The sequence below is a fragment of the Streptomyces sp. FH025 genome, assembly GCF_017427025.1.
Lineage (GTDB): Bacteria > Actinomycetota > Actinomycetes > Streptomycetales > Streptomycetaceae > Kitasatospora.
Genome location: NZ_JAFLNG010000043.1, coordinates 1 through 22,993, shown reverse-complemented (window position 1 = coordinate 22,993; position 22,993 = coordinate 1). Strand labels below are relative to the sequence as shown.

Annotated in this window: 17 protein-coding genes; 9 read left to right on the top strand and 8 right to left on the bottom strand. The window is 72.5% G+C overall.

The annotated features are described in order from the left end of the window. Positions 1-1,485: CTP synthase (locus J0670_RS05510; protein WP_307806393.1), on the bottom strand; the 1,485-nt coding region annotated here is incomplete at its 3' end. A 765-nt stretch (positions 1,486-2,250) separates the two neighbouring features. On the opposite strand from J0670_RS05510, the gene J0670_RS05505 reads away from it, so the two are divergent. Beyond that, positions 2,251-4,065 carry a glycoside hydrolase family 15 protein gene (locus tag J0670_RS05505; RefSeq protein WP_207810168.1) on the top strand — a complete coding sequence of 605 codons (1,815 nt, stop codon included), beginning with the start codon at positions 2,251-2,253 and terminating at the stop codon, positions 4,063-4,065. A gap of 66 nt (positions 4,066-4,131) precedes the next feature. Then, positions 4,132-5,505, top strand: coding sequence for a hypothetical protein (locus tag J0670_RS05500; protein WP_207810166.1), 1,374 nt, complete (start codon positions 4,132-4,134; stop codon positions 5,503-5,505). Positions 5,506-5,807: 302 nt separating this feature from the next. Here J0670_RS05500 and J0670_RS05495 read toward each other — a convergent pair whose 3' ends face one another. The 6 genes from J0670_RS05495 to J0670_RS05470 are packed head-to-tail and all read right to left on the bottom strand — an operon-like array spanning position 5,808 to position 13,883. After that, a complete protein-coding gene (locus tag J0670_RS05495) occupies positions 5,808-6,500 on the bottom strand; it encodes a ribonuclease H (protein WP_243436568.1) in 693 nt (230 codons plus the stop codon). A gap of 43 nt (positions 6,501-6,543) precedes the next feature. Then, a complete protein-coding gene (locus tag J0670_RS05490; protein ID WP_307806392.1) occupies positions 6,544-8,730 on the bottom strand; it encodes a trehalase family glycosidase in 2,187 nt (728 codons plus the stop codon). Further along, the gene (locus J0670_RS05485; RefSeq protein ID WP_243436567.1) at positions 8,727-10,775 is read right to left on the bottom strand and encodes a beta-galactosidase; all 2,049 of its coding nucleotides are present in this window, start codon (positions 10,773-10,775) and stop codon (positions 8,727-8,729) included. Before J0670_RS05485 ends, J0670_RS05490 begins: the two co-directional genes overlap by 4 nt. After that, positions 10,772-11,677, bottom strand: a complete 906-nt coding sequence (locus J0670_RS05480) for a carbohydrate ABC transporter permease (RefSeq protein WP_207810163.1) — start codon at positions 11,675-11,677, stop codon at positions 10,772-10,774. The genes J0670_RS05485 and J0670_RS05480 overlap by 4 nt, the downstream gene beginning before the upstream one ends. Beyond that, positions 11,674-12,600: a carbohydrate ABC transporter permease gene (locus J0670_RS05475; protein WP_207810162.1), complete on the bottom strand. Its 927-nt coding sequence runs from the start codon at positions 12,598-12,600 to the stop codon at positions 11,674-11,676. The genes J0670_RS05480 and J0670_RS05475 overlap by 4 nt, the downstream gene beginning before the upstream one ends. An 11-nt stretch (positions 12,601-12,611) precedes the next feature. Then, positions 12,612-13,883, bottom strand: a complete 1,272-nt coding sequence (locus tag J0670_RS05470) for an ABC transporter substrate-binding protein (protein WP_207810160.1) — start codon at positions 13,881-13,883, stop codon at positions 12,612-12,614. Between the two features lie 215 nt (positions 13,884-14,098). On the opposite strand from J0670_RS05470, the gene gcvPA reads away from it, so the two are divergent. The 6 genes from gcvPA (at position 14,099) to J0670_RS05440 (ending at position 21,602) form a co-directional block, all read left to right on the top strand. After that, positions 14,099-15,457, top strand: coding sequence for an aminomethyl-transferring glycine dehydrogenase subunit GcvPA (gene gcvPA / locus J0670_RS05465; protein ID WP_207810158.1), 1,359 nt, complete (start codon positions 14,099-14,101; stop codon positions 15,455-15,457). Then, positions 15,454-17,052 (top strand): aminomethyl-transferring glycine dehydrogenase subunit GcvPB, encoded by a 1,599-nt coding sequence (gene gcvPB / locus J0670_RS05460; RefSeq protein WP_307806391.1) that lies wholly within the window; start codon positions 15,454-15,456, stop codon positions 17,050-17,052. Before gcvPA ends, gcvPB begins: the two co-directional genes overlap by 4 nt. After that, positions 17,049-18,185, top strand: coding sequence for an ATP-NAD kinase family protein (locus J0670_RS05455; protein ID WP_207810156.1), 1,137 nt, complete (start codon positions 17,049-17,051; stop codon positions 18,183-18,185). The genes gcvPB and J0670_RS05455 overlap by 4 nt, the downstream gene beginning before the upstream one ends. Positions 18,186-18,228: 43 nt before the next feature. After that, on the top strand, positions 18,229-18,975 hold the full coding sequence (locus J0670_RS05450; protein WP_207810155.1) for an SDR family NAD(P)-dependent oxidoreductase: 747 nt from the start codon (positions 18,229-18,231) through the stop codon (positions 18,973-18,975). A 136-nt stretch (positions 18,976-19,111) separates the two neighbouring features. Then, positions 19,112-19,765 (top strand): GntR family transcriptional regulator, encoded by a 654-nt coding sequence (locus J0670_RS05445; RefSeq protein WP_207810153.1) that lies wholly within the window; start codon positions 19,112-19,114, stop codon positions 19,763-19,765. A gap of 184 nt (positions 19,766-19,949) precedes the next feature. Then, complete coding sequence (locus J0670_RS05440) at positions 19,950-21,602, top strand: hypothetical protein (protein WP_207810151.1); 1,653 nt, start codon at positions 19,950-19,952, stop codon at positions 21,600-21,602. A 9-nt stretch (positions 21,603-21,611) separates the two neighbouring features. On the opposite strand, the gene J0670_RS05435 is transcribed toward J0670_RS05440, so the two are convergent. Next, positions 21,612-22,265: a maleylpyruvate isomerase family mycothiol-dependent enzyme gene (locus J0670_RS05435; protein WP_207810149.1), complete on the bottom strand. Its 654-nt coding sequence runs from the start codon at positions 22,263-22,265 to the stop codon at positions 21,612-21,614. Positions 22,266-22,336: 71 nt separating this feature from the next. Here J0670_RS05435 and J0670_RS05430 point away from each other — a divergent pair. Next, on the top strand, positions 22,337-22,993 hold a 657-nt coding region (locus J0670_RS05430; RefSeq protein ID WP_207810148.1), incomplete at its 3' end, for a LysR family transcriptional regulator.

Sequence of the window (22,993 nt, the reverse complement as noted above, 5' to 3'; positions counted from 1 at the left end):
CAGGTCGCCCTTGGGCGAGAGGCCGGAGAACACCAGGCCGGTCTTCTCCAGGTCAGCGCGGTAGGCGTTGTTGACCTCGTAGCGGTGGCGGTGGCGCTCCTCGACGTACTGCTCGCCGCCGTAGACCTCGCGGACGATCGAGCCCTCGGCGAGCTTGGCCGGGTACAGGCCCAGGCGCATGGTGCCGCCCAGGTCGCCCTTGCCGTCGACGATCGCCAGCTGCTCGGCCATGGTGGAGATGACCGGGTGCTTGGCGGCGGCGTCGAACTCGGTGGAGTTGGCCTCGGGGAGGCCGGCCAGGTTGCGGGCCGCCTCGATGACCACGCACTGGAGGCCCAGGCACAGGCCCAGCAGCGGGATCCTGTTCTCGCGGGCGTAGGTGATCGCGCCGACCTTGCCGGTGACGCCGCGGTCGCCGAAGCCGCCGGGGATGCAGATCGCGTCGACGTCGCCGAGGTGCTCCCGGGCGCCCTCGGGGGTCTCGCAGTCGTCCGAGGTGACCCACTTGATCTCGACGCGGGCGTTGTTGGCGAAGCCGCCGGCGCGCAGCGCCTCGGTCACCGACAGGTAGGCGTCGGGCAGGTCGATGTACTTGCCGACCAGGGCGACCTTGACGATGTGCTGCGGCTCGTGGACGCGGCGCAGCAGGTCGTCCCAGGTGGTCCAGTCCACGTCGCGGAACGGCAGGTCGAGGCGGCGCACCACGTAGGCGTCCAGGCCCTCGCTGTGCAGCACCTTGGGGATGTCGTAGATCGACTTGGCGTCGATGGCCGCGACCACGGCCTCCTCGTCCACGTCGCACATCATCGAGATCTTGCGCTTGATCGCCTGCGGGACCTCGCGGTCGGCGCGCAGCACGATCGCGTCGGGCTGGATGCCGATGTTGCGCAGCGCGGCGACGGAGTGCTGGGTGGGCTTGGTCTTGAGCTCGCCCGAGGGGCCGATGTACGGCAGCAGGGAGACGTGCACGAAGAACACGTTGTCCCGGCCGACCTCGTGGCGGACCTGGCGGACGGCCTCCAGGAACGGCAGCGACTCGATGTCGCCGACGGTGCCGCCGACCTCGGTGATCACCACGTCGACGTCCTCGGTCGCCATCCGGCGGATCCGGGACTTGATCTCGTTGGTGATGTGCGGGATGACCTGGACGGTGTCGCCCAGGTACTCGCCGCGACGCTCCTTGGCGATGACGGTCGAGTACACCTGGCCGGTGGTGACGTTCGCCGAGCCGTGCAGGTTGGTGTCGAGGAACCGCTCGTAGTGGCCGATGTCCAGGTCGGTCTCGGCGCCGTCGTCCGTGACGAACACCTCACCGTGCTGGAACGGGTTCATGGTGCCCGGGTCCACGTTGAGGTACGGGTCGAGCTTCTGCATCGTCACGCGCAGGCCGCGGGCCTTGAGCAGCGCGCCGAGGCTGGAGGCGGTCAGCCCCTTGCCGAGCGAAGAGGCGACACCCCCGGTGACGAAGAGGTGCTTGGTCGTCACGGCGCGGCCGTTCGCTGCCTTGCCGGAATGGGGCTGTGCCAAGAGGGGGCTCCCGTGGGTCGCGTGTCGAAGGTGACGTGGGCGGGAGGCTCTCGGCTCGCCGGGCGACGGGAGGCCGGCTCGGTGCTCGGCGCTCGGGGGGTCGTCGGTTCGGCTGGTCCGGGGCGTTTGATCCCGCCGGTCCACGGGATACCAGGGTATCAGTGACCCGACCCGGACGCTTTTCGGCCCGCGCACGGCACTCCGGGAGCGTGCGCCCCGGCGCACGACCGGCGCATCATGAGCCGCACGAGTCACACCCGTCGCACCACCGGCCGGACCGGGCCAGCACGGGGCTCCCCGTCCGGACCATGGCGGATCCTCCGTAGAGACCACCCGGAGCTGATCCTTCCGGACCATCCTTCGCCACGCCCCCGCGATGCACGGCATTTCCGCCGAATTGCGGCGCCACACCGGGCTGCGCCCGCGTGCTTCGCCCCTTTCGTCCGTCGTAAGCTGCACGGACGCATCGCCGACAGCACGAGCACGCGGAGGGCGTGGGAGCGTCAGGTGACTCCCGGTCCCCGATGCGCGACCGGACCTCCCCGTATTCCAGCTCCTTCCCACCCACCTCAGGGGCTCGACCGAGCTCCGCGCGGACACTCCAGCAAGGCCCGCCACCACCCCTCGGCGGACCGGACGTCCCGGGGTGGAACCGGCCCCGCAGACCGCTCGCTCCCTCGTTTCGCCGATGCGTCCTGACCACATTGCGAACTGGAGATCCACGTGGCCGGCCGTATCGAGGACTACGCACTCATCGGAGACATGCAGACCGCCGCCCTGGTCAGCAGGGACGGGGCGGTGGACTGGCTGTGCCTGCCCCGCTTCGACTCCCCGGCGGTCTTCGCCGGCCTGCTGGGCACGGACGAGCACGGCTTCTGGCGGATCGGCCCGGAGGCGGACGCCGCCGGGCCGTCCGACCGCCGCCGCTACCGGGGCGACTCGCTGGTCCTGGAGCAGGAGTGGGACACCGACGGCGGCACCGTGCGGCTGGTGGACTTCATGCCCCCGCGCGCGCTGTCCGATCGTCACGGCGCCGCCCCCCAGCTGATCCGCGTCGTCGAGGGCGTGGCCGGCACCGTCCGGATGCGCTCGGCGCTGCGGATGCGCTTCTCGTACGGCCGGGTGGTGCCCTGGGTGCACAAGGTCACCGAGGGCGGGGGCTCCCGTACCGTCGCGGTCGCCGGGCCCGACTCGGTCTGGCTGGACGGCGAGACCGAGACCTACGGCCAGGACCTCACCACCTACGCCGACTTCACCGTGCGGGCGGGCGAGCGGATCGCCTTCGCCCTCACCTGGCAGGCCTCCCACCTGCCCGCGCCCGAGCGGCCGGACGCGGAGCAGGCGCTGGCCGCCACCGAGGAGTTCTGGCGCGACTGGGTCGCCCAGTGCACCTACCAGGGCCCCTACCGCGAGGCGGTGGTCCGCTCGCTGATCACCCTCAAGGCCCTCACCTACGCCCCCACCGGCGGCATCGTCGCCGCCCCGACCACCTCCCTCCCGGAGGACATCGGCGGCGTCCGCAACTGGGACTACCGCTACACCTGGCTGCGCGACGCGACCATCACGCTGTCCTCGCTGCTGCGCACCGGCTACCGCGAGGAGGCCCGCGCCTGGCGCGAGTGGCTGCTGCGCGCCGTCGCCGGGGACCCTGAGAACCTCCAGATCATGTACGGCATAGCCGGTGAGCGGGAGTTGGCCGAATCCGAGCTGGACTGGCTGCCCGGCTACGAGGGCTCGCAGCCCGTCCGGGTCGGCAACGGCGCCGCCGGACAGCTCCAACTCGACGTCTACGGCGAGGTGGTCGAGGCCCTCCACCTGGCCCACCTGACCGGCCTGGCCCGCAACGACCACGCCCACCTGCTGCAACTGCGGCTGATCTCCTGGCTGGAGCAGCACTGGCGGGAGCCGGACGAGGGCATCTGGGAGGTCCGCGGGCCGCGCCGGCACTTCGTCCACTCCAAGGTGATGGCCTGGGTCGCCGTCGACCGCACCGTCAAGCTGCTGGAGCAGACCGACTGCGAGGGCCCGGTCGAGCGCTGGCGCGAGCTGCGCGAGGAGATCCACGCCGACGTCTGCGCCCACGGCTACGACCCGGAGCGCAACACCTTCACCCAGTACTACGGCTCGCGCGAGCTGGACGCCTCACTGCTGCTGATCCCCCAGGTCGGCTTCCTGCCGCCCGACGACAAGCGCGTCATCGGCACGGTGGAGGCGATCCAGCGCGAACTGTCCACCGAGGACGGCTTCGTGCTGCGCTACCCCACCAGCGGCGGCGTGGACGGCCTGCCGGGCGACGAGGGCGCCTTCCTGGCCTGCTCGTTCTGGCTCGCCGACGCGCTGGCGCTGATCGGCCGGGTGGGCGAGGCCCGCGAGCTCTTCGGGAAGCTGCTCGCCATCCGCAACGACCTCGGGCTGCTCGCGGAGGAATGGGATCCGCGGCTCAAGCGCCAGGTCGGCAACTTCCCGCAGGCCTTCAGCCACGTCCCGCTGATCGACACCGCGCTACGGTTGGGTCGGATTCCGGCCATACAGCCGTGATCTCGGCCAAATCCTTTAAAGCCAGGGCCAAAAATCCAGGCGACTCCTTGCTGATAATGTGATCACATGTGTATGCACTGTGGCGCTTCTCGTCACAGGGGAGGGATCGGCCCGGTCGTATGCGACCGGGCCCTGTCACACAGGAGTCGTACCATCAACACCGCCCTGCGCAAGGCCACCCGCGGTGCCCTGCCCGTAGCCGTCACCGCTTCCGTCCTCGCCGCCGGCCTCGCCGCCTGCGGCACCGCCGAGCAGCTCTCCGCCGCCCAGAAGGTGTCGAAGGCGTTCGACAAGGTCCGTGACGGCAAGTCGGCCGGATTCACGCTCTCCGTGGACGCCACCCCCGAGCAGATCATCGCCTTCAGCAAGGCCGGCGGCGACAAGCCCGCAGACGAGAAGAGCGCCCAGGCCCTGTCCGGCCTCTCGCTCTCCGTCGCGATCTCCGCCGACAAGCCGCTCAAGGAGCTCGACGCCTTCAAGAGCGCGAAGTCGGCCGACAAGAAGGACCTCACCGTCGACAAGTCGGCGCGCGTCTCCTACGTGCTGTCGGACAAGAAGGGCACCCAGCTCTTCGAGTACCGCCAGGTCGACGGCAAGGCCTACCTGCACGCCGACCTGAAGAGCGTGCTGAAGCTGACCGGCCAGGACCCGGCCGAGCTCGACACCGTCGCCAAGGACCTGCCCGCCGAACTCAGCGGCGCCAAGGACGTGCTGAACGGCAAGTGGGTCTCCTTCGACCTCCAGGCGCTGGCGGACGAGGCCAAGAAGTCCGACGGTGCCAAGGGCGCCGCCCCGAGCACCGTGCCCTCGGCCGACCCGGAGGCCGCCAAGCAGTTCCTCGAGTCGCTGAAGGACGTGTTCAACCGCACCGTCACCTTCGAGGACAAGGGCAAGAAGGACGGCGCCGAGCACATCTGGGTCAACGCCCCCGGCCGCCAGCTGGTGGACGAGCTGTACAAGACCCTCAAGCCGCTGTCCGAGAAGTTCCCCAAGGAGTTCGGCAAGTTCCCGGCCGAGGCGCCCAAGGACGTGCCGGACACCAAGGTCGGCGTCGACCTCTACCTGAAGGACGGCGCGTTCTCCTCGGCCACCTTCGACCTGGCGCAGCTGGAGAAGAAGGCCGGTCCGGGCGTCAACTTCCCGGTGAAGCTCGCCTTCAACCAGTCCGCGCCGAACGTCCAGGCCCCGGACGGCGCGACGAAGATGACCACCGAGGACCTCATGAACACGGTCTTCACCCTCGCCTCCGGCGGTGCCGGCGGCCCCGGTGCGGGCGCGGGCGCGGGCGCGGGCGACCTCGGAGGGACCACGGACGCGGCCCCGCTGACCGACGCCCAGCTCAAGGAGCTGGCCGGCCTCGGCGTTCCCGAGACCCAGGCCAAGGCCTTCAACAAGATCGGCATGAGCTTCGAGGACATCAAGTCCATCGCCAAGCCCTAGTGACGCTCCGTCCCCAGCAGTGACCGTGACCGGTCGGCCGCACCCCGCGGCCGACCGGTCACGGTCGTTCAGGCCTGACCCCGGTGGCCTGGTCGAGCGCCTGCGGCGGCGGTTTCATGATGGCAGCGGCCGGGCCGGCCGCCGGGCTACTGTCACGTTCTTGACCTACCGCCAACGCCCCTCCCCCATACACGGATACGAGCCCGGGCCCGCTCGCGTCCGTACGGGACGTGGGCGGGCCCGGGTTCGGGGCTGGGTGCTCAGGGATGGGTGCTCAGCGCCGGGTGCTCAGGGATGGGCGCTCAGGCGTGGGCGGCGGCGCACTCCGGGTGGCCCCAGCTGCTCCCCACCTTGGTGATCTTGTCGCCCTTGGCGTACGCGCGGCTGCACGGGCAGGTCCCGGGGAAGCGGGCGGCCAGGGTGCGGGAGGTGCCGCCGCGCTTGGCCGTGCCGCCGGACGCGGAGGCGGAGGCCGGGCGGGCACGCCCCGCCTTGGGGGCGGGGGCCGGGTCGGGCACCGGCAGGTCGGCGGCCGTCCCGGCGGCGGCCTGCTGGGTGCGGGCGGCGTCGCTGGCCGCCTTGTCGGCGATGGCGTTCAGCGGGTCGCCGTCCACCTGGTGGGCGGGAACGTACACGAAGGTGACGTCCCGCCCCTCCAGCAGCTCGTCGATCCGCTGGATCAGCTCCTGGTTGGCCACCGGCTTGCCCGCGGCGGTCTTCCAGCCGTTGCGCTTCCAGCCCTTGAGCCACTTGGTCACCGAGTCGCGGGTGTAGGTGCTGTCCAGCCGCACCTCCAGCGGGACGGCCGGGTCGGTCGCGGACAGCAGTTGCCGCAGCGCCGTCAGCTCGCCGATGTTGTTGGTGCTGTGCCCGAGCGGCCCGGCTTCCCAGCGCTGGGGCGCCCCGGCGCCGTCCGCCACCACGTAGGCCCAGGCCGCCGGACCCGGGTTGCCCTTGGCTGCTCCGTCACACGCTGCAATGACTCGTTCGACCATGCCCCCGATCATGCCTGGTGGGAGGGCCGGTCGCCAAAGTCGGTCAGTTTCGGAGCAGCGGCAGGAGCAGCGCCGCGGACCAGCTGAAGTTGGTGGAGTTGCGGCCCTTGCCGGTCAGCGGATCGTAGTTCTCCCGTACCGGTCCGTCACCGGTGAGCCCCTCGGCGCAGGCCAGCAGCCGTTCCACGGCCCTGCGGGCGTCCTGGTTCCAGCCGTGGCGGCGCAGGCCCTCGATCGCGAAGTAGGTCTGGTCGAGCCAGGCCAGGCCGCGCCAGTAGCCGGCCGGGTCGAAGTGGGCCGAGCTGCGGGCGACGGTCGGGAAGGGCAGCGGGGTGCCGAACTCCGCCGGGTCGAGCAGCAGGGCGCGGACCGTACGGGCCTGGGCGGGGGTGGCGCTGCCGGACCACAGCGGGACGGCGCCCTCGATGCCGCGGCCCCGGTCGGTGAGGCGGGCGCCGGTGGCGAGGTCGGTGTCGTGGAACCAGCCGGTGCCCGGGTCGTACATGGTGGCGCGGATCGCGGTGTCGATCCGCTCGGCGCGGGCGCGCAGCCGGTCGGCGGTGGGCCGGTCGCCGAGTTCGGCGGCGATCGCGGCGAGGTGGCGGTGGTCGGCGGCCAGGTAGGCGTTGAGGTCGACCGAGCGCTGGGTGAGCGACCAGCCGAGCAGCCGGCCGTGCGCGTCCCGGTTGGGGACGACGGCGGCGGCGTCGAAGCGCGGGGCGTTGTCCATGCCGGACTCCCAGGCCGCCGCCTGCCGGCAGTCCTCGGGGGCGGTGTTGGCCTGGTCGACGGTGGCGCCGTACTCGCACAGGCCCTCGCCGAGGTGGTCCCGGGTGCGGTACCACCAGTCCTGGTAGGCGGTCAGCTTGGGCAGCAGCTCGCGCAGGAAGGCGCGGTCGCCGCCGCGCCGGTAGACCTCCCAGACCGCCCAGGAGGCCAGCGGGGGCTTGGAGTTGCGTTCGTTCCAGTTGCCGCCGCCGGTGCTCGGGTCGTTGTAGAAGACGCAGTCCGGCACCATCCCGGCGTCCTGCGGGCGCTCGGGGTCGTCGGGGCGCACCTGGTGGTCGAACATCGCCCGGATCTGGTCGGCGGCCAGGCCGGGGGCGAACACGGCGGTGCCGACGGCCTGCTTCCAGGTGTCCCAGGCCCAGACACCGCTGAACCACTTGTAGGAGATCGAGGGGGTGACGGCGTCGTGCCCGATCCGCCCGGCCGGGCTGCGCCAGTTGGTGACCAGCGTCTGCACGCACTTGACGGCGGTGCGGCGGCGCGCGGCCGGGACGCCTTCGGTGGCGCGGTCGAGGTAGCCGGCCCAGCGGGCGGCGCCCGCCGCGGCGACCTGTCCGGGGGCGCGCAGCGCGGCCTCGGCCTCGTCGGCGGTGCGGGTGTACTCGGCGTCGGTGAAGGTGTAGCTCTCGGTCCAGTCCAGGGTGCGGGCCGCGCCGGGCGCCAGCCGTAGGGTCTCGGCGAGCTCGGTGTGGTGGCTGTCGCCGTCGGCGCCCAGGGTGGCCCGGACGGGCTGGGCGTGGCGGACGGCGAAGCGCTCGGTGCCGTCGGTGAGGTAGTTCCAGGTCTCGCGGACCCGGGCGAAGCGGACCTCGATGCCGCGGTCGGTGGCGTGCAGTCGCGGGGCTTCGCGCTGTGGTCCGTCGGCGGGGCGCAGCAGGGTGCCGGTCCAGGCGACCCGCAGGGTGCGGGCCGTGGGGCCGGTGTTGGCGAGGCGGGCGCTGAGCAGGGCGGTGCGGTTGTCGGCGTAGCGCAGTTCCAGGGTGAGGGTGAGGCCGTCGCCGAGGGTGTAGCGCTGGCGCAGCAGGCCGGGCAGGGCGGTGAGGGTCGGGGCGCCGCCGGCGGTGAGGTCCAGGGTCCGTCCCTGTTCGGCGAGTTGGAGGCGGGTGAGACCGTCGCTGAGCCACCAGGGGTACTCCTGGGCGAGGTACAGCGGGCCGGTGAAGCCGCCGAGGCGGTCCTGGGGCCGGGGCAGGGCGTAGGCGTGCCAGGCGCCGAGGTCGGCGAAGACGTTGATCGGGTTGTTGCCGCCGGCGTCGCCGGGGTAGGCCTGGGCGGGGGTGCCGTGCAGGTCGAGGACGTCGGCGTAGCGTTCGCGGTCGTGGCGCTCGTCGGAGGGGCCGGCCGGTGGTTCGTCGGCGTGGGCCGCCGGGGCGCCCGTCAGTGAGACGGCGGCCGTGGCGGCCGAGGCGGCGAGGAAGTGGCGGCGGGTCAGCGGGTTCACGGGCGCTCCTCGGTGGCGGGGAGTCGGAGGACGGCGGCGCCGAGCGGGGCGAGGGTGAGGCCCTCGCCCGTCGCGGTGCCGGTGAGCAGCTCGGTGCCGGGCCGTTCCAGCGGCACCCGGCGTTCGGCGGGGCCGTGGTTGAGCAGGAACAGGTACTCGGTGCCGTCGGCGGCGCGCCGGCGGGTGGCCTCGACGCCCTCGGGCAGGCCGGGCAGTTCGGGGCCGAGCCCGGCCTCGGCGAGGGGCAGGTCGAGCACCCGGCCGACGTCCGTGCCGAGGTGGCAGCTCAGGTACCAGGCGCTGCCGCGGCCCTGCCGGTGCCGGGTGACGGCGGGCAGGCCGGCCAGTTCGCCGGAGGTGTAGCGGGCGAGGGTCTCGGCGCCCTCGGTCTCGATCCACTCGCTCCAGTGCTCGGCGCGCAGGTGCGCGTCGCCGAGCCGGACGGCGGTGGTCGCCCCGTCGGGGATCGGCCAGTGCTCGTCGACGACCAGGCCGAGCAGTTCGCGCAGCGGACCGGGGTGGCCGCCGGGGTGGACGTGGTCGTGCCGGTCGGCGATGCCGCTGAACGGTCCGCAGACCAGGTGGCCGCCGGCGCGGACGAAGCCGGTGAGGCGCTCGGCGGTGGCGGTGTCGAGCAGGTAGAGGTTGGGGGCGAGCAGCAGCCGGTACCCGTCGTACGGGCCGGTGGGCGGCAGGAAGTCGACGGTGATGCCGCGTGCGTGCAGGGCCGCGTACCAGGGGCGCAGCAGTTCGGGCCAGCGCATCCGGGCGGAGGGGTGGTCGTCCAGTTCCAGTGCCCACCAGCTGTCCCAGTCGAGCAGCACCGCCGCCCGGGCGCGCAGCCGGCTGCCCGCGAGTTCGCCGAGGCGTCGCAGTTCGGCGCCGAGGGCGACGGTCTCCCGCCAGCCGCGCGCGGTGGTGCCCCGGTGCGGCAGCATCGCGCTGTGGAACTTCTCGGCCCCGGCGACGGAGGCGCGCCACTGGAAGTGCAGCACCCCGTCGGCGCCCCGGGCCAGGGCCTGGAGCGACCAGAGGCGGTGGAGGCCGGGGCGCTTGGGCAGGTTCACCGGGCGCCAGCTGACGGCGGAGGGGGCCTGTTCCATCAGCAGCCAGGGCTGGCCGCCCTTGAGGGAGCGCATCAGGTCGTAGTTCATGGCCGCGTTGACGTGGGCGCGCGGGTCGGCCGGGTCGGGGTAGGCGTCGTCGGAGACGAGGTCCTCGTGGCGGCTCCACTCCCAGTAGTCGAGTGCCTTGAGCATCGACATGAAGTTGGTGGTGACCGGTACGCCGGGCGAGACGTCGTCCAGTACGGCTTTCTCCGCGCGGTGCAGGGCGAGCAGTGCGTCGGAGCAGAACCGGCGCCAGTCCAGCACCTGGGTCGGGTTGACCGGTCCGGGGGCGGTGCGCGGCGGCTCGATCTGGTCGAAGGAGTTGTAGCGCTGGGACCAGAAGGCCGTCCCCCAGGAGCGGTTGAGCTCCTCGACGGTGCCGTGCCGCTCGCGCAGCCAGCGCCGGAAGTCGGCGGCGGACTCGGCGCAGAAGCACTCCTGGACATGGTCGCCGTACTCGTTGTGGATGTGCCACAGGGCGAGTGCCGGGTGGTCGTGGTAGCGCTCGGCGAGCGCCCGGGTGAGCCGGACGGCGGCCTGCCGGTAGGCCGGGGAGGAGGGGCAGTAGTGCTGGCGGGAGCCGAACTCCAGCCGGACGCCGTCGGCGGTGACGGGCAGCAGCTCGGGGTGGGCGCGGACCAGCCAGGCGGGTGGCGAGGCGGTGGCGGTGGCCAGGTCGACGGCGACGCCGTGCCCGTGGAGGAGGTCGAGCAGGCGGTCCAGCCAGCCGAAGTCCCAGCTGTGGGCGTCGGGTTGGAGTCGGGCCCAGGAGAAGACGCCGATGGTGACGAGGTTGACCCCGGCCTCGGCCATCAGTTTCACGTCCTCGGCCCACACCTCCTCGGGCCACTGCTCGGGGTTCCAGTCCCCGCCGTACAGCAGGCCGGGCACCCGGGTGAGGCGGTCCGGGGTCGGGTCGGGGGTGATCATGGTCATCCCTTCAGGGCTCCGCCGAGCAGGCCGGCCACGAACTGCCGCTGGAAGAGCAGGAAGAGCAGCATCAGCGGGAGGGTGGCCAGGAAGGAGCCCAGCATCAGGCCGGAGTAGTCGACGTGGGTGAGTCCGGTCAGCGTGTTGAGGGCGACGGGCACGGTGTACCTGTCCTGGGTGTTGAGCATCAGCAGCGGCCAGATGAAGCTGTTCCACTGGCCCATGAAGGTGAAGATCACCAGTGCGCCCAGCTGCGGGCGCACGCAGGGCAGGACGACCTGGTAGAAGGTGCGCAGTTCGCCGGAGCCGTCGATCCTGGCGGACTCCAGCAGTTCGTCGGGGAAGTCGAGGAAGCCCTGGCGCATCAGCAGGATGCCGAAGGAGTTGGCCAGGAAGGGCAGGATGACGGCCTGGTAGCTGTCGATCCAGCCGAGGCTGGCCATCATCTGGAACAGCGGGACGAGCAGCACCTGGAGCGGGATCATCATGGTCGCCAGCACCGCGCCGAGCAGCAGTCCGCGGCCGCGGAAGCGGTACTTGGCGAGGCCGTAGCCGCACATCGCGGACAGCAGTGAGCTGAGCAGGGTGTAGACGAGGGCGATGCCGAGGCTGTTGAGCAGGACCCTGCCGAAGCCGATGCTCTGCTGGAGGTGGGCGAGGTTGCGCAGCAGTTCGCCGCCGGGCAGGAACGGCGGTGGGGAGTGGAAGAGTTCGGAGCTGGTGTGGGTGCTGGCGATCAGCATCCAGGCGAAGGGCACCAGGCTGACCACCGCGCCGAGGGCGAGGGCGGCGAGGACGGCGCCGCGGCCGAGCCGGGCGGGCCAGGGGGTGCCGCTCCTCTGCTTGCTCGACTTACTCGACGACGTGTTCCGCGACGTGCTCGCCGGCTTGCTCAGTGACGTGCTCATCGGCGGCGTTCCCTTCCGTAGAGCCGGAACTGGAGCAGCGAGACGGCCGCGATGATCAGCACGACCACCCAGGCGATGGCGGCCGCGTAGCCGAAGTCGAGCTGCTGGAAGCCGACCTTGTACAGGTAGACCACCGGGGTGAGGGTGGCGTCGCCCGGGCCGCCGCGGGTCAGTACGTAGTTCTCGTCGAAGAGTTGGAGCGTTCCGATGCTGGAGGTGATGACGCAGAACAGCACCACCGGGCGCAGCTGCGGCAGGATCACTCCGGTGTAGGTGCGCACGGTGCCGGCGCCGTCGAGGGCGGCGGCCTCGTACTGGTCGCGGCCGATGGCCTGGAGTCCGGCCATCAGGATGACGGCGTTGTAGCCGGTCCACCGCCAGGTGACCGAGCCGATCAGCGAGATCCGCGCCCAGGTGGGCGAGTTGAGCCAGTCGACCGGGCCGAGGCCGAGCGCCTGGAGGAGTTGGTTGGCCAGGCCGCCGTCGGTGCGCAGCAGCACCTGGAAGACGACGGCGTAGGCGACCAGGGTGGTGATCGCGGGCAGGAAGAACACCGCGCGCCAGCCGGAGCGGAAGCGCAGCCAGGACTGGTTGAGCAGGACGGCGAGCACCAGGGCGAGCCCGATCATCACGGGCACCTGGACGGCGAGGATCAGTGCGGTGTTGACCAGGGAGTGCAGGAAGGCCGGGTCGTCGAGCATCCGGCGGTACTGGTCCAGGCCGACGAAGACCTCGACGCCGTCGCGCCGGGCGGTGAGGCTCTGGTAGAGGCTGGCGCCGAGGGGGTAGGCGAAGAAGACGGTGAACAGGGCGGCGGTGGGGCCGGCGAACAGCCAGGCGGCGCCGCGTAAGGAGCGCCGTCGGGTGCGGGCGGCCTTCGCGGGCACGGCCGGTTCGCGCAGGGAGAGCGGGGGGCTGGTCATGGGGCCCGCTCCTAGACGGCCGACTGGCGGCCGGTGGCGGTGGCGATCTGGCGGGCGGCGGAGCGCAGCACGCTGCCGGGGTCGGCGCCGTTGTGCAGCACCTGGTTGACGGCGGTGGTGACGATGTCGCCGGCCTTGGCGTCGTCGGCGGTGCGCTCGACGGTGGGGATGGTGCGGGCGAGTTCGGCGAAGAGCTTCATGGCCGGCTGGCCGCCGTAGTAGGGCGCGGGCTGCTGGAAGTAGGGGTCGTCCAGGGCCGGGAGGTAGGCGGGGAAGAGCCCTTCGTGCTGCATCATCGAGGCCTGGTTGGCCTTGTCGGCGAGCAGGAAGGAGATGAACGCCCAGGCGGTCTCCGGGTTGCGGCTCTGTGCGGTGACGCAGAGGGTGGAGCCGCCGTTGTTGGAGGTCCGGGTGCCGCCGGGGGTGAAGGCGGGCAGTGGGAGGACGCCGAACTTGCCGGAGAGGTCGGCCATTTCGGTGGTGAGGGTGCCGTCCCACCAGGCGGCGATGGGGGTGGTGGAGGCCTTGCCGTCGTGGGTGCCGGAGACCAGGCCGTCCCAGCCGTTCTCGAAGTCGACCAGGTCGCGGTCGACGAGCTGCTTCATCAGGGTGAGGGCGCGCTCGGCGGCGGGTGTGGCGACGGCGACCTTGCCGTCGGTGAACCAGGCCTGGCCCTGCTGCTGGAGCAGCAGGGAGAGGAAGGTGTCCTGTTTGGCGTCCAGGATGAGCAGCTTCTTGCCGGTGGCGGCCTTGAGGGTGGTTCCGGCGGTGAGGTAGTCGTCCCAGGTGTTGAGGCTCGCCGGGTCGATGCCGGCCTGCTGGAAGTGGTCGCGGCGGTAGAAGAGGCCGCACGGGCCGCTGTCCCAGGGGAGGGCGAAGACGCGCCCCTTCGCGTCGGTGACGGTGCGCCAGGCGGCCTCGGAGTACTGGGACTTGAGGTTTCCTGCCCGGTTGGTGAGGTCGACCAGGGCGTTCGGGAAGTTGCCGATGTAGGTGGGCAGTCTGCCGCCCTCGATGGTGAGGATGTCGGGCAGTCCGCTGCCGGCGCCGAGCCCGACGGTGATCTTGTCGTAGGCGTTGTCGTAGCCGATGTCGACGACCTCGACGGTGGTGCCGGGGTGGGTCTGTTCGAAGGTCTTGCCGAGCCGCTGCATGGCCTTGGCGGCCACGTCCCAGGACCAGATGGTGATCTTCCCGGTGAGGGTGCCGCTCGGGCCGCCGCCGAGCTGTTTGGCGTCCCGGGCTCCGGTGCCACCGGTGGCGCAGCCCGTGGCGCCGGTCAACAGCAGTGCGCCGCCCGCGAGTCCGGCGCCGAGGAGCCGGCGGCGGGACGGCCGTGGGACGGATCCTCCCTGCTCACCGGCGAGTTGGGGACTTTTTCTGTGCCGGGTTTCTGCGGACATCTTGCCTCCCGACTGGTGAATGCCGAATGCTGTATACAGAACTCAGCATGCAGATGCCCGTCAAGGCTTCTGACTGAAATCGCGGAAGGTGCCAGATGACCGCACGCGTTCCCCGAACCCACCCGTACATCCCCAACTCCGCCCCCGACGTGAAGAGTTCGATGCTGGCGGCCGTCGGCGCGCAGGACGTCGAGGAGTTCTACGCCGACATCCCCGCCGCGCTCCGGCTGGACCGCCCGCTCGGGCTGCCCGAGCCGATGCGGTCCGAGGCCCAACTGGTGGCCCACATGGAGGAGTTGCTCTCTCGTAACACCGCCGTTCCGCCCGGCCGTTCCTTCCTCGGCGCGGGCTGCTACCGGCACCATGTGCCCGCCGTGGTGGACGAGGTCGTCAACCGCAGCGAGTTCCTGACGGCCTACGCCGGGGAGCCGTACGAGGACCACGGCCGGTTCCAGGCGCTGTGGGAGTACCAGTCGCTGATGGCCGAGCTGCTGGCGGTCGAGGTGGTCAACGTGCCGACGTACGACGGTTTCCAGGCCGCGGCGACGGCGCTGCGGATGGCCGGGCGGGCGACCGGGCGGCGCCGGCTGGTGCTGGTCGGCGAGATCGATCCGGACCGGCTCTCCCGGATCCGCGACTACGTGCGGGGCGTGCACGAGCTGGTACCGGTGCCCGCCGACCCGGAGGCCGTCCGGGCGGCGCTCGCAAACGGCGACGCGGCCGCCGTGTACGCCCAGCTGACCGACCACTGCGGCCGGATCGACCCGAGGCTGCCCGAGTACGTGGAACTCGCCCACGACTTCGGCGCGTTGGCGGTCGCCCACGTCCACCCGCTGAGCCTCGGCGTGCTCACCCCGCCCGCCGAGTTCGGCGCCGACCTCACCTGCGGCGACCTCCAGCCGCTCGGCATCCACCCGAGCTTCGGCGGCGGCAACGCGGGCTTCATCGGCAGCCCGGACGACGAACGGCTCGTCGCCGAGTACCCGAGCCGGCTGTTCGGCCTCGCCCCGACCGAGGTACCCGGCGAGTACGGCTTCGGCGACGTCGCCTACGAGCGCACCTCCTTCGCGCTGCGCGAGGAGGGCAAGGAGTGGGTCGGCACCGCCGCCGCCCTGCACGGCATCGCGGCCGGGGTCTACCTCGCGCTGATGGGCCCGCACGGCATGCGCGAGATCGGCGAGACCATCCTCGCCAACACCGCCTACGCCCGGCAGCGCCTCGCCCAGGTGCCGGGAGTGGAGCTCGCCGACCCGGAGGCCGTGCACTTCGCCGACTTCACCCTGCGCTACGCCGGCGGGCTCACCGCCACCGAGGTCTCCGCCGGACTGCTCGCCCGGGGCCTGCACGGCGGCACCCCGGCCGGGCTGGACGAGGGCCGGTACTGCGTGACCGAGCTGCATACCCGGGCCGACCTCGACCACCTCGCCGAAGCCCTTGAGGAGATCGTGAAGTGACGGAACATCACAACGGCACCTCCGTAGACCCCCGCATCACCCCCAAACCCGCCCTGCGCCGCTTCCACCAGGCCCGCTGGGACGAGAAGCTGATCTTCGAGCTGGGCGCGCCCGGTGAGCGCGGCGTCCTGCCGCCGCTGGCCGATCCCGGCGTCGTCGCCGCCGTCGGCGACCCGACCGAGCGACTGCCCGCCGCGCTGCGCCGCACCACCCCCGCCGCGCTGCCCGAGCTCGGCCAGCAGCAGGTGCTCCGGCACTACCTGCGACTGTCCCAGGAGAACCTGGGCGCCGACCTCAACGTGGACGTCGGCCAGGGCACCTGCACCATGAAGTACAGCCCCAAGGTCAACGACACCTTCGTCCGCGACCCCAGGATCGCCGCCCTGCACCCCGCGCAGGACCCGTCGACCGTCCAGGGCGTGCTCGAAATCGCCCACCGGCTGGAGCAGTTGCTCAAGGAGATCTCCGGCATGGACCGGGTCAGCCTGCAACCGGGCGCCGGGTCCGCCGCGATCTGGACCAATGTGTCGGTGATCCGCGCGTACCACGCCGCCCGCGGCGAGCTGGAGCAGCGCGACGAGGTCATCACCACCGCCTTCTCGCACCCGTCCAACGCCGCCTGCGCCAAGACCGCCGGGTTCAAGGTGATCACCCTCCACCCGGACGCGGACGGCTACCCGGACATCGAGGCGCTGCGTGCCGCCGTCGGCCCGCGCACGGCCGCGCTGCTGATCACCAACCCCGAGGACACCGGCATCTACAACCCCCGGATCGCCGAGTTCGTCCGGATCGTGCACGAGGCCGGCGGCCTGTGCGCCTACGACCAGGCCAACGCCAACGGCATCCTGGGCATCACCCGCGCCCGCGAGGCCGGGTTCGACCTGTGCCACTTCAACCTGCACAAGACCTTCTCCACCCCGCACGCCTGCGGCGGCCCGGCGGCCGGGGCCTGCGGCGTCACGGCCGAGCTGGCGCCTTACCTGCCCTCCCCCACGGTCGAGTTCGACGGCGAGCGGTACATCCTGGACCACGACCGGCCGGAGTCCATCGGCAAGATCCGCCCGTACCTGGGCGTCGTCCCCAACCTGGTGCGCGCCTACGCCTGGATCATGGCGCTGGGCGCCGAGGGCCTGCGCGAGGTGGCCGAGACCGCCGTGCTCAACAACAACTACCTGCTGCACCGGGTGAAGGCGATCCGCGGCGTCTCCGTCCCGTACGCCGAGGGCCGGCCCCGGGTCGAGCAGGTCCGCTACAGCTGGCAGCGGCTCAACGAGGACACCGGCCTGCACAGCGAGGACCTCGGTTACCGCGCCGCCGACTTCGGCACCCACTACTGGACCAGCCACCACCCGTACGTCGTCCCCGAGCCGATGACGCTGGAGCCGACCGAGTCCTACTCCCGCGCCGACCTGGACGAGTACGCGGCGATCCTCGCCGAGGTCGCCCGCGAGGCCTACGAGGAGCCGGAGACCGTACGGACCGCCCCGCACAACTCCGCCGTGCACCGGATCCGGCACGAGCCGCTGGACGACCCGGCGGCCTGGGCGGTCACCTGGCGCGCCTACCGCCGCAAGGTCCTCGGCGAGCGGCCGTGACCGGACCCCTGCTCGGGCTGGTGGTCAACCCGGTCGCCGGGCTCGGCGGCCGGGTCGGCCTCAAGGGCAGCGACGGCGAGGACCTCCAGCGGCGGGCGCGCGCGCTCGGCGCCCGGCCGTCCTCGACCGCCCGGGCCGCTCTGACGCTCTGTCAACTCACCGGCGTGGAACTGCTGACGGCCGAGGGGTCGATGGGCGCGGACGCCGCCGAGGCGGCCGGGCTACCCGCCCGGGTGGTGCACCGGCCCGCCACCACGGCCCGCACCACCGCGGCCGAAACCCGGGCGGCGGTGCGCGCCCTGGCGGCGGCCGGCGTCGAGCTGCTGCTGTTCTGCGGCGGCGACGGCACCGCCCGGGACGTGTTGGACGCGCTCGGGCCGCGGTCGCCGCTGCCCGTGCTCGGCATCCCGGCCGGGGTCAAGATGCACTCCGCCGTGTTCGCCGTCCACCCGCGCGCCGCCGCCGAGGTCGTCGCCGCCTGGGCGCGCGGCGGCGCGGACGTGCGGCTGGAGGCCGCCGAGGTGGTGGACCGCGACGATTCCGCGCTGCGGGAGGGCCGGGTTTCCGCCCGCCTGTACGGCCGGCTGACCGTACCGGTGCTGCCCGCCCGGGTGCAGCAGCGAAAGACCGGCGCCTCGGCCGCCCCCGACCCCTCGGCCGTGGGCGGCATCGCCGCCGAGGTCGCCGAGCGGGTCGGCCCCGGCGGGCTGCTGCTCCTCGGCCCCGGCGGCACCACGCACGCCGTCGCCACCGCGCTCGGCGCGGCCGACGCCTGCCTGACCGGCGTCGACCTGCTGCTCCTGCGACCCGACGGCACCGCCCGCGTGCTGCGCCGGGACGCCCGGGCCGACCAGCTGCGCGGCCTGCCCGCCGCCCCGTGGATCGCGCTCTCCCCCATCGGCGGCCAGGGCTTCCTACTCGGGCGCGGCAACCAGCAGCTCACCCCCGAACTGCTGCGCACGGCGGGCCGGGAGCGGCTGCTGGTCCTCGCCACCGAGGCCAAACTCGCCGCGCTGGCCGGCCGACCACTGCTGCTGGACACCGGTGACCCGGAACTGGACCGCGCCCTCTCCGGGCACGTCCGGGTGATCACCGGCCGCCGCTCCAGCGCCGTCTACCGCCTCTCCGCCTGAACGCCCGACCTCGATCTCCCCACACGCGAGAAGGAGCACCCCCATGATCGACCTCCACGGCAAGCGCGCCGTCGTCACCGGCGCCGCCTCCGGCATCGGCCGGGCAACGGCGGGCCTGCTGGCCGAACTCGGCGCGGCCGTCGTGCTGGCCGACCTCGACGCCGAGCGCGGTGAGGCGGCCGCCGAGGAGATCGGCGGCACCTTCGTCCGCTGCGACGTCTCCCGGCGCGCCGACTGCGAGCGGGTGGTCCACACCGCCGTCGAGCAACTCGGCGGCGTGGACGTGCTGTTCAACAACGCGGGCATCATCCGAAGGTCCACCGTCACCGAGATCAGCGACGAGGACTGGGACCTCGTGATGGCCGTCAACGTCCGCTCGATCATGCTGCTCAGCGGACTGGTCGTCCCACTGATGGCCGCGAACGGCGGCGGCAGCATCGTCAACACCGGCTCCGGCTGGGGCATCAAGGGCGGCGGCCGGGCGGTCTCCTACTGCGCGTCCAAGGGCGCCGTGGTCAACATGACCCGGGCCATGGCCATCGACCACGGGCCGGACAACATCCGGGTCAACTGCGTCTGCCCCGGCGACACCGCCACCGGCATGCTCGCCGAGGAGGCACGCCAGCTCGGCGAGAGCGCGGACGCCTTCTACGCCGACGCCGCCGACCGCCCGCTCGGCCGGATCGGCCAGCCCCGGGACATCGCCCAGACCGTCGCCTTCCTGGCCAGCGATGCCGCCGCCTTCGTCAGCGGCGCGATCATCGCCGTGGACGGCGCCGGCACCGCATAGGGCCTGTCCGCCCGCACCACCCCGCACCGCCCGGCTCGGCGGGTGCCGTACGGCGCGTCACGAGCCGTACGGCGCCCGGCCGATGGCGCCGAACGCCCGGCCGGTACCCTACCGACCGAGGAAGAAGGGAAGCCCGATGGCGATCGAGCGGCGTCCGCTGCGCGAGCAGGTGAAGGACGAACTCCTGGAGCAGCTCGGCCGCGGCCGGTTCACCCCCGGCGAGTCGATCAACGAGGTCCACCTCGCCGAGGAGCTGGGAGTCAGCCGGACCCCGCTGCGCGAGGCCCTGATCAGCCTGGAGCGCGAGGGCATCATCACCAGCGAGCGCGGCAAGGGCTTCCGCTTCGCGCCCACCGGCAAGCAGGAGTTCCTCGACCTCACGGCCATCCTGATCGCCCTGGAGTCGCTCGCCCTGCGCACCTCCGACCCCGCGCACCTGTCCGCGATCGCGCCCCGGTTGCTGGCGCAGGCCCGCGCCTTCTCCGCCCCTCAGGCCCCGCACGGCACCATAGAGCGCTACGACGACGCCTGGCACGCCCTGCTGCTCTCCGGCTGCGCCAACACCCGGCTGCGCGACATGATCGACTCGCTGAAGCTGACCCTCCACCGCTACGAGCGGGTGGTCGTCGGCGACCACGAGATCCTGGAGCGCGCCGCCGAGGAGCACGAGCGGATCGCCCAGTGCCTGCTCGACGGCGACGTCGAGCAGGCGGTCGTCGCCCTGGAGGCCAACTGGACCAGCGGCATGGAGCGGATCCTGGAGCGGCTGCCCTCCGTCGGGGCCCGCTGAAGCCCTCAAGGCGTCTCCGGCGCCTCCCTCGGGCCCACGGCCTGCGGACTCGCCGAGCCCCCCGTCGGCCCGGCACCGGGCGTTGCCTCGGAGGGCAACCGAGCCTGCCTCGAAGTCCCTTACCCCGACCGCACCGGCGCTGTTATAAACGAGGCTGCTCCCCGGACGGCAAGGAGCCTCCCCGATGCATGCGCACGATCACTCCCGTACGGGCCACGGCGAGCAGGCGGACGCCGCGCACCGGGCCGACCGCCCTTCGCGGCCCTCCCGCGCCGGTGCGCCGGGCCCCGCCGTCTTCCTCGCGCTCCAGCCCGTGGTCGGGAACGCCGCCGTGGCCCGGCGGGTCCGGCAGGCCCGGGCGGGTTCCGGCGGCCCGGCGAGCCCTCCTGTGCAACGGGCGCTCAAGGTCGGCGGCGAGGACCTCACGAAGGCCGCCGAGCAGGACCCGGTCACGGTGGTGCACGAGGCGTTCGCCAAGGTGTCCAACGTGCCGGTCTTCGATCCCGAGCTGAAGACCAAGATCAACGCGAACAGCGCGGCGATCCTCAAACAGCTCGACAAGTGGATCCTCGACGACGCCGGCAACCTGAACACCCCGCCGGGGCGCAACCCCCCGTCGCGGCCGCACCAGGTCTTCGGCACCAAGCGCCAGGACCGCGCGTACGAGGACTACACCGACCTGGCCAGGGCCCTGGTCGGCTGGGTGGAGGCGAAGGGCGAACGCCACCGCGAGCGCGAGACCGCGGAGGCCGTCCAGGACAACCCGCAGATCGAGGTCTACCTCGACAGCCTGCTGTCCAAGATCTTCTTCCAGCTGGACGCCCTGTCCAGGACCGGCGGCCTCCACAAGAACGGCACCGACGTCCAGGCGGAGATCGAGAAGGAGCTTCGCACCGGCATCAGCACCCTCAACAACGGCCAACTGGGCCACTACCAGAAGTACTTCGCCGGGCTGGAGCAGACGAACCCGAGGATGCCGAAGAGCGCGATCGGATTCGACCTCCTCGGCGTGCTGCAGCGGCCGCGGGACTACTCCTTCCGCGACAAGATCATCGCGCTGCACGACCTCATGGAGTACTTCGGCGGGCCCCGCAAGTGGATCGCCGACCGGGCCGGCATGGAGCTGCTGCCGGAGCCCGCCCCCGGCACCAACCTGAGCACCACCTCCGTCAACTTCGACGGAAGCCGGGCCACCGCGACGACCGACCGCGGCCAGCGCCCCAAGCTCCCCTCGACGCGCGACGAGAACGAGGAGAGCACCAAGTTCGCCCGCAGGAACAGGATTCCGGTCTGGGCAGGCGCCTCGATGACCACCGTGCGGATGGAGAACCTCGCGCAGTGGGCGGGCGCCAGCGCCCCTGAGCGGGAGGCCCTCGGCTGGGGGATCTTCTCCTTCTGGCGGCTCGACTACGACCACACCTTCGAGCTCGCCTACCACACCCTCCACGAAGTCATGGACATGGTCCACAACTTCGGCGTGGACTACAACCCGCTCGACCGGCACCGCGGACTCAACGCCTTCACCCTGCCCAACCTGGTGGCGGACGTCACCAGGACCTGGCAGTCGATCGACCGCATGCTGGCCGAGCTGCGGGGGCAGCTGACCGACTACCAGGCCAACAACCAGCAGGACCCGCACTACGACCACAACGTCCGGGCCGCGCAGGACGCCGTCACGAAGGTCCAGGACGCCCTCACCCGGAGCAACGACATCTGGCGCACGGCCGAGGCCGCCTCCGAGGACGAGCAGCGCGCCGCCCTGCGCGACAGCATGCACCTCCTCAACAGCGCCCTGTCCGCCCTGGAGGTCCTCCGCAGGCTCAAGCGGCCCCAGTAGACGCCCGGTTCAATCCTCCCGGGCGAAGCGCCGCGCGCCCTCCCCCGCCAGCAGCCCGCGCGGAAGCCGCCGCCCGTACGCCACCAGCAGCAGGTGCTCCGCCCGGCCCTCCGCCGGCAGCGGCCCCTCCCCGTACGACCAGTCCACGTCCGTCGCCCGCAGCCGCACGCCGTCCAGCCGGACGCCGAAGAACCGCAGGCTGCGGGCGGAGACCGCACCGAGCAGGGCGGCGGCGCGGGCCGGCGGAAGGCGCGGGGGCAGGCCGAGGGCGGTGGTGATGTCGAGGCCGTGGACGGCGTCGTGGGCGAGGGCGGCGATCCGGCCGCCGACCGGCGGGCGCCAGGGGTGCTCGGCGTGGTCGGCCATGGCGGCGGCGAGCTCACGGTCGGTGAGGGTGGCGGCGTCGCGGCGGGCCACCCGGTCGGCCATCCGGTGGATGTTGGCGCCGGATCGGGCGAGCTCCCAGGCCGTACGGGCCCGCGAGTGCCGGAAGCCGGTGCTCATGTGGGCGGCCACCTCGCGGACCCGCCAGCCCTCGCACAGCGAGGGCGAGTTCCACTGCTCCTCGGTCAAGCCCGTGAACACCTCGGCGAGTTCCCGCCGCTCCGCCGCGATCTGCTCGCGGATCCACTCCACACCTCGGTCCTGCCGCACGCTCTCCATGCCCCCAGCCTGCGGCCGGTGTCGTCCGCACGTCCAAGACCAGGCGGTTCTGCCACCTATGATCAGCAGTTATGGAACTCCGGCAGCTCCAGTACTTCGTCACCGTCGCCCAGCACGGCAGCTTCACCCGCGCCGCCGAGCTGCTGCACCTGAGCCAGCCCGGAGTCAGCGCGCAGATCCGGCGCCTGGAGCGGGAGTTGGGCCAGACGCTGCTGGACCGCTCGGGCCGCACCGTCCGGCTCACCCCGGCCGGCGAGGCGGTGCTGCCGCACGCCCGGGCCGCGCTCGCCGCCGCGACGGCCGCCCGGCAGACCGCGCAGGAGTTCGCCGGGGTGCGGCGCGGGCACGTCCGGCTCGGCATGGTCGCCGGCGCCGCGCTCACCCCTCCCGTCGGGCTCGGCACCTTCCCCGGGCTGGCCACCACCCTCGCCGCCTTCCGCCAGGAGCACCCCGGCATCGACTTCTCGCTCGCCGAGGACACCACCGCCAGGATGCTCGCCGCCCTGCGCGAGGGGCGGCTGGACCTCGCCGTGGTCGGTCTGCCGACCGCCGCGAGCGGGCGCGAGGGCGACGACGGCCGGTCCTCCCTCACCGGGCTCTCCCTGCACACCGTGCTGGAGGTCCCGCTGGTCGCCGCCTGCGCCGAGGACCACCCGCTCGCCGCCGACGCCGACCGACCCCTGCCCGTCGCCGAGTTGGCCGGGCACACCCTGGTGAGCACCCCGCGC